The sequence below is a fragment of the Clostridium sp. genome (assembly GCF_051654825.1).
Taxonomy (GTDB): Bacteria; Bacillota; Clostridia; order Clostridiales; family Clostridiaceae; genus Clostridium.
The window spans coordinates 22,912-30,747 of the sequence record NZ_JBOFYU010000067.1; the positions used below are offsets into that span (position 1 = coordinate 22,912).

Genomic DNA, 7,836 nt, shown 5'->3' on the forward strand with positions numbered 1-7,836 from the left:
GTTCACCTCACAACATTAGCCGTCCATTTGTAGCCTACTCCCCTAACCGTTGTTATTAACTTTGGATTCTTATTATCGTCTTCAATTTTTTCTCTTAATCTTTTTACATAAACACTTAAAGCATTATCATCAATGAAGTTACCCTCACTATCCCATAACTTTTCTAAAATAATATTTCTTGTTAAAACATTTGGTGAATTCTCCATAAGTATTTTTAACAACTTAAATTCATTTAAAGTTATACTTATCTCAACATTATCCTTTTTCACTGTATGTGCTCCATTATCTAATTCTATTGTTCCACTAACTAATATATCCTTTTCATTGTCTTTTTTATAGCTATTTTTTCTTCTTAATACAGCATTTATCCTTGATATAATCTCCCTTATTTTTACTGGTTTAGTTACATAATCATCTCCGCCTAAATCTAATCCAGTTACTATATTAGATTCTTCATCATAAGCAGTCATAAATATTATAGCTACCTCATTATTAGCATCCCTTATTTCAGAACAAAACTCGTATCCATTGCCATCAGGTAACATTAAGTCTAAAAGTATAATATCTATATCCTTAGTAAGTAACTTTCTTGCCATTTTTAAATTTATAGCATGCTCTACAAACAAACCTTCTTTTTTTAAGCTATATATAACAGCTAATGCAACTGCTCTATCATCTTCTACTAATAATACCTTTTTCATATTTCTAATACTACTCCTTATATATTATTTTTATTCTTTATCATATCTGTGTAAATCTATTGTATTTTTACACGCTAACTTCTTTACAGCTAAATATCTTGCTATTATATTTATTACAAATAAATATCCCACACCAATCAATGCTGCTCCTACAGGCATTGATCCTACTTCTATTTTAAATGAATAAAATAATACTTTATATAATATTTCTAATATTATATAGGAAGATATCAAAGTTATTACTGATGCTATAAACCATTCAATTACACTCTCTAGTAATAATATATGAGTTAAACGTTTCTTACTTATACCAATTGCTAAAATTGTTCCTATTTCTCGATATCTATTTTTAATATTAATATTATTTATATTTATTGCATTTATAGCACATATTATCGCTGTTAACCCCATAACTATATATGTAATAAATGATATAATTTTAGAACTTTCTTCAATTGATTTATTCCTTTGTTTATTATCTAAAAAATCTCCGCCTACTTTATTAGAATAATCTTTAACAATTTGCATTTGTGCACTTCTATCTATATTATTATTAAAATCTATAAATAAACTTACTCTCTTTACTTCTAAATATTTATCATTTAATTTAAAACTCTCATAATTATTTTTATAGAAATCCTCACTAACTATAAATGTTAAGTAATCAGAAAATCCGTGTCTTCCCCCATTAAATATTATATTTCCATCTATTGATCCTATATATTTAAATTTAACTTGATTATTTATCTCAATAAGCTCATTAATTTCTTTAGATATATCATACTCATTATTTATAGCAGCTTTAGTCTTAATTAATAAACTAAACGTATCTCCTTTTTTTAAATTAAATATATTTTCCCTTGATGGATTTATATAATTTCTAAGAATTATTCTATCTGTAACTACAACCCCATTATTATTAAAGTCTTCTTCTTTAAATTGATTTTTACTTCTCAGTACTACTTTTTTTAAAGCTATATCATTCATTATTATTAAGCTAATATTGTTACTAAATATAGCTTTTTCTCCATTTATATTTATTGTCTTTTCACAATTTATATCATCTTCATTTTTCTCTATAAACCAATCATTTAATTTTGCATTCTTTACTATTCCATCTAAATTGTAATTTACTATTGCAAATACATCCTTAGCTATTCCAAGTTCCTCAATTTCATTTACATATTTATCTACATAATAGAAAATATTTCCACGATCATCTTTATTAATAAACGATATATCTATCGTTGCATCATTTACTAATTCTTTTTGCTTTACATATACCTCGAAAACATTCTTGTGATATCCTACAAAGACTATAAATACGGTTAACCCTAATACAGAAACTATTGTTCTAAGCAAGAAACTCTTCCTATTTGCTTTTACATTTTTATATGCAAATTCTCCATTATATTTAAATATCTTTTTTATTAACTTGCATTTACCTTTTCTTATACCACTTTGATTTTCTTTATAAAATTTTATTTCATCTATAGGATGTACCTTACCAATTTTAATAATAGGACCTAGTATTGCTAAACCAATACTTATACTACTTAAAAATACTGATATTATTAAAACAGAAAAATATATTCCATAGCTTAACCCATAATTATTTATATTCATTATTTTATTTAAAACTATTTCTGAAATTAAATAAGATAATACTTGTCCAATTATTATAGATGGAATTAACGACCATAGTAATAAAATTCCACTTTCCTTTATTACAATTTTTCTTATCTTGCTAGGCGTTGCACCTATACATCTTAATATTGAAAACTCTTGTATTCTACTTCTTACTAAAACATTAATAGATCCATAAATTAAAAATGATGTTAATATTATTATTATTAAATATAGTAATATCTTATTTTCCCAATTATACAAAATTATAACTTTAGAATCTATTGCGTTAATTCCATAGTTAAAAAAAAGTAAATTATTAAAAAATAACTCTTTATTAGTATTTAAATCATCACTTATAACTCCTAAATTCTCTACAATCTTTTTTATGGCTAAATCCTTTCTAACTTTATTTTTCACACTAAATGCTACATTCATATTTTCCATATGCAAATCTTCAAATAAAGTAATAAGTTGTACGTCATTAAAATTAGATGCTTTAGTTTCAGTGTATATTCCTACTATTTCATAATTAATATTGTTTAAGTTAACAAAATCCCCAATATCCTTGTTTAAAATTTCTTTTCCTAAGGTATCTATTATTATCTCCTTATTATTTTGTGGAACTCTTCCTTTACTAATAATAATTATAGGTGAAAATATTTCATTTAATACTATATTATCTAAAGCAAATATATTTATGCTTTTATCCTCATCATCTAATTTTATTTTTTCTCTATAAATATTTTTATAGACTCCAATATTTTCTATTAAAACATTACTTCTTAATGTGTCTACATCTTCCTTTGAAGCTTCAGTTAATATTGCTTCATAATTTCCGGTTTTAGATTTAACTTCTAATATCTTTATCTGCCTAAAATAAGTATACATATTTCCTATTACTATAAATAATATTAAACTTACCATTATTCCTAATATTATAGATTTATCATTAATTCTATTTACACTTATTAATTTATTTACTTTATTCTTACCTTTCTTTATAGTCATCACCTCTTTTATTATTTCTTTATATATTACCCTCTAAAATTTCTATAAGTTCTCCATCCTTTATTCTTATAACTCTATCTGCCATTTGAGTTATTTTTTCATCATGAGTTATTAATACTAAAGTTTGATTGTATTTTTTTGTTGTATATTGTAATAAATTCATAATATCTAATGCATTTCTAGAATCTAAATTACCTGTTGGTTCATCAGCTAAAATAATAGTTGGCTTATTAGCAAGTGCTCTTCCAATTGCAACTCTTTGTTGCTGTCCACCTGAAAGTTCTGATGGTAAATGGTTTTTTCTATCTTCTAATGATAGCATATGTATTAACTCTTTTTTATACGAGTTATCCATAATTCCATCATCTAATAACACAGGCATTTCTATATTTTCTTCAACCGTCAATACTGGTATTAAATTATAAAATTGAAATACAAAACCTATTTTTCTCAATCTCAATATTGATATTTCATTTTCAGTTAAATTATTTAAATTAACTCCATCTATTAATACTTTACCTGATGTCGGCTTGTCTACGCCCCCTATTATATGTAATAAAGTTGATTTTCCTGAACCTGATGCACCTACTATAGCAATAAATTCCCCCTTTTTTATAGTTAAATTTGCATTACTTAAAGCTTTAACCTTGTTTTCACCTTTACCATAAATTTTATTTACATTTATAACATTAATAATACTCATTTTATTTGCTCCTCTTATACTTTCACATAATAATAATATTATTACATTCTTACAATTTAATTACTAACTATGTTTTTATATTATATATTTTTTTTTACATATGTATATATTTCATACATATCTATACATAAAATCTAATAAAAAAAGCACCCTATATAATTAAACTAATATAGGATACTTTCTAAAATTATATTATTTATAATTTTTTATTTTTCTAACTTTTTCTATTAAACTTGTTACTGCATTTTTAACATTATTGGCTTTCATAATTGCAGATACAACTGCTATTCCACTTACATTACTGCCTTTAAGAATATCACAATTTTTTTCATTTAATCCGCCAATGGCTACTACTGGTACATCTACTACATTGCATATATCTTGTAATGTTTTAACTTCTGTTATTGCAGTTTTAACTTTTGTAGTTGTTGGATAAATTGCTCCAACACCTAAATAATCTGCACCTTCTAAAACAGCTTCCTTTGCCTGATTTATCGTTTTAGTTGTGGCTCCAATAATTTTATCTTTTCCTAATATCTTTCTTGCATATCTTATACTTATATCACTTTGCCCTAAGTGAACGCCTGCTGCATCTACAGCCATTGCTATATCTATTCTATCATCAATAATTAATGGGATATTATATTTATCAGTTATTTCTTTTACTTTAATTGATAAATTTAAATACTCCCTTCCTGATTTATCTTTCTCTCTTACTTGAACTAATGTAACACCTGCCTTGCAAGCTTCTTCTACTATATTTAAAAATTCTTTTTCTTCAAGGCCTGTACTATCAGTCACTAAATATAAACTACTATCAAACACCATTTTACTCCACCATCTTTACTTTAATTTTTTCTAATATATCATCTTCACTAATAGTTGATATATTATCTAATAATTCTATTTTAAAAGTTCCAGATCCTTTAGCATTTTTAGCTAACTCTCCTGAAATCCCCATTATTACTGTTCCTAAAATTGCTGAATATAAAATATCTTCACTACTTATATAAGTTCCTATTAAAGCATTTAGCATACATCCTGTACCTGTTATCTTTGAAAGGCTCTCACACCCATTTTCTATTATATAATTTTCTGTTCCATTGCTTATTATATCTATTGCTCCTGTTGAAACTACAACTGAATTTGTTTTTAATGCTAACCCTTTAACTATTTCAATATTACTTTTAATAGTATCTTTTGTGGTTATATCTTCATCATTTACATCTACACCTTTAGACTTTATGTTTAACCCATATAAAGACTTTATTTCAGACATATTTCCTTTAATAACACTAGGTTTATATTTATTTATAAAATTACTAGCAAATTTTAATCTTAAACTACTACAACTAACACCAACAATATCTATAATTGATGGTATTTTATTTTCATAAGCAACTCTTCCTGAAATCATCATAGATTTCATTCTATTATCACTTATATTTCCAATATTAATTGCTAAAGCTTTAGCTGAAGAGGTTATTTCTGATACTTCTTCGTAATGCTCTGCCATAATAGGTTTACCACCAATTGCAAGGACAACATTTGCACAATCATTAATAGTTATATGATTCGTTATACAATGTATTAATGGCCTATCTAATTTAATTTTATTTTTAATCTCAATAAGCTTATTTAGCACAAGCTTCTTTTCCGTTACATCCTTCATAAACCTCACAACCTAATCTATTTTGAATTTTAACAAGCATACCTGTTTTTCTTAAAGAAAGCAAGAAAATATATGCCATACTTCCACCTAATATAGTTGCACTAATAAACATTGGAACATAGTAAAATGCTGTTAGTCCTTCCTTCCCAACTAAAAAAGTCATTACAGGATATGAAACTATTGCCCCTATAACTCCTGTACCAATAATTTCACCTATAACTGCAAATATAATTTTCCCATTTGACATCTTATATAATGCACCTGATAAAAATGCTCCAAAAACAGCTCCTGTTAAAGCAAGTGGAGGTATTCCCATAAACATCATTCTAATAATTCCTATAAGTGTTGCACATAAAAGCGAATACCACGGCCCCATAAATACTGCACATACTACATTTATAAAGTGTGCTGTTGGACACATTCCTTCAATACGTAATATTGGAGATATTACTACTCCTATTGCTACCATAATTGATAAAAATACTGTTTTTAATACTTTTGAATCTCTCATTTTTTAATCTTCCTTTCAACATATATTTATTTTAAGCTTTTGCTTAATAACTAATAAAATCAAGCTTGTCCTTTCTTAAAATAAATATTGCTAAAAGCATAGTAAAATAAAATTAAATAGCATATAAAAGAAAGGACTTAAATCCCCTTTTCCAATCGGTCGTAACTTAAAAGTACCTCTCATCTTGAAACACAAGCTCCCTCGCTATTTAATTGTCCTGCCATTCAAATTCAGAGCGCTCCCTCTCAATTTGTTAAAGAAATCTTTATAGGCAAATAAAAAAAGCCTTCCTTTAAACTAAAAAGGAAAGCTTAATAATATAATCTAATTAATATTATTTATCTTAATTAATAGCTTCCCTTCGTAAGAATTACCTTAATCAGGTCATTAGGGTCTTTAAGTTCTGGCTCTTTTCTCAGCTATCCAAATTATAGCTCCCCTAGCTTTTCAATATTTTATTAAATACATATTACCATATTAATCTTATATAGTAAATAACAGGATTGTTATTTTTATAAATTACAATTCTTCTACTATTTAATTAATTAATTTATATTTATCTAACATCCTTATTGTAGAAGTTTAAGTAATAGAATTTTAAAAATTCATATCTTACTTCACCTGCGATAACACTTTCATTAAATATTAATTTTTCTATTTCTTTATTATTTATCTTATTTTCATTTTGAATAAGTTTACTTTCTATTTGATCTTTTATCATAGAATTATGAATTACATTTAAAAGGTCGCCTTTACCTTTCTTTAAATCTTCTAACTCTTTAACTATAATATTTGTACAAGATACATATTTACTTTTTAATTCTTTTATAGAATCTTCAATATCATATGGCAATAAATATTTATTAAAAATTAAAGCTATACATACACCTAATACTACTAGTATAAATCTATCAAAAGAAAGCATACCTATTCCTGTTACTAAGCTAATAGAAGATAATGAAACAATAGTTGTCATTATAACCTTCTTATTATATTCTGTATAATAAAAATATAATGTAAATGCTATAAGTATAATTACTGTCTTTGGAATGCTATCCTTTATTATTGAGAAAATCCCAAAATAAATTGTTACCCCAAATAAAACTCCATTAAATCTTTCCTTAGCTTTTTTTATACTATCTTCACTATATGGTTGTAATACAACATAAATACTTAAGATTATCCAACTAGAATGTTTAAGATTTAGAAAGCTTACAAGAAAAATAGATACTGCCATAGTTGTTGCAAGTTTTAAAGAGTACCTTGCCCTTAAAGACTCTAAAGTAAATTCTTCTTTTAGTTTTTCTATAAGGTTATTTTTCTTTGGAATATTTATTTCAGTATATATTTCATTTAAAATACTTTCGTTATATTCTTTAGAATTATTTATGCTAAGTATAAATATTTTAAAAACATATACAGATTCTTCAATCACCTTACTTTTCTCTACTTTATCTTCGTATTCACTTATAAACTTATTTATTTTATCTTTTACATCATCTAAAGAATTTTCTTTTAAACTGTATCCTTTAATAGATGATAAAATTGATTTTATATAATTCAAAAAGTTAATTTTTATATCTCTATCACCGGAGTAATTAGCGGTTCTACT

Annotated in this window: 7 protein-coding genes and 1 riboswitch; all 7 genes read right to left on the minus strand. The window is 25.2% G+C overall.

What is annotated here, in order from left to right; translation table 11 throughout:
* Nucleotides 1–2: 2 nt before the first annotated feature.
* On the minus strand, nucleotides 3–701 hold the full coding sequence (locus ACRDBA_RS04220; protein ID WP_438571673.1) for a response regulator transcription factor: 699 nt from the start codon (nucleotides 699–701) through the stop codon (nucleotides 3–5).
* A gap of 30 nt (nucleotides 702–731) precedes the next feature.
* A complete protein-coding gene (locus ACRDBA_RS04225) occupies nucleotides 732–3,338 on the minus strand; it encodes an FtsX-like permease family protein (RefSeq protein WP_438571674.1) in 2,607 nt (868 codons plus the stop codon).
* A gap of 19 nt (nucleotides 3,339–3,357) precedes the next feature.
* Complete coding sequence (locus ACRDBA_RS04230) at nucleotides 3,358–4,041, minus strand: ABC transporter ATP-binding protein (RefSeq protein WP_438571675.1); 684 nt, start codon at nucleotides 4,039–4,041, stop codon at nucleotides 3,358–3,360.
* Between the two features lie 192 nt (nucleotides 4,042–4,233).
* Entirely contained in the window at nucleotides 4,234–4,869 is a 636-nt protein-coding gene (gene thiE / locus ACRDBA_RS04235; RefSeq protein WP_438571676.1) for a thiamine phosphate synthase, read from the minus strand.
* A gap of 1 nt (nucleotide 4,870) precedes the next feature.
* A complete protein-coding gene (gene thiM, locus ACRDBA_RS04240; RefSeq protein ID WP_438571680.1) occupies nucleotides 4,871–5,671 on the minus strand; it encodes a hydroxyethylthiazole kinase in 801 nt (266 codons plus the stop codon).
* 4 nt (nucleotides 5,672–5,675) lie between these two features.
* Entirely contained in the window at nucleotides 5,676–6,224 is a 549-nt protein-coding gene (gene thiW / locus ACRDBA_RS04245; protein ID WP_438571677.1) for an energy coupling factor transporter S component ThiW, read from the minus strand.
* 339 nt (nucleotides 6,225–6,563) lie between these two features.
* Nucleotides 6,564–6,675: riboswitch (TPP riboswitch) on the minus strand.
* Nucleotides 6,676–6,780: 105 nt separating this feature from the next.
* Nucleotides 6,781–7,836: FUSC family protein (locus ACRDBA_RS04250; protein WP_438571678.1), on the minus strand; the 1,056-nt coding region annotated here is incomplete at its 5' end.

What these genes read in the sequence shown, in the direction of transcription:
- ACRDBA_RS04220 (WP_438571673.1), bottom strand. Translation starts at nt 701, where the DNA reads ATGAAAAAGGTATTATTAGTAGAAGATGATAGAGCAGTTGCATTAGCT.
- ACRDBA_RS04225 (WP_438571674.1), bottom strand. Translation starts at nt 3,338, where the DNA reads ATGACTATAAAGAAAGGTAAGAATAAAGTAAATAAATTAATAAGTGTA.
- ACRDBA_RS04230 (WP_438571675.1), bottom strand. Translation starts at nt 4,041, where the DNA reads ATGAGTATTATTAATGTTATAAATGTAAATAAAATTTATGGTAAAGGT.
- thiE (WP_438571676.1), bottom strand. Translation starts at nt 4,869, where the DNA reads ATGGTGTTTGATAGTAGTTTATATTTAGTGACTGATAGTACAGGCCTT.
- thiW (WP_438571677.1), bottom strand. Translation starts at nt 6,224, where the DNA reads ATGAGAGATTCAAAAGTATTAAAAACAGTATTTTTATCAATTATGGTA.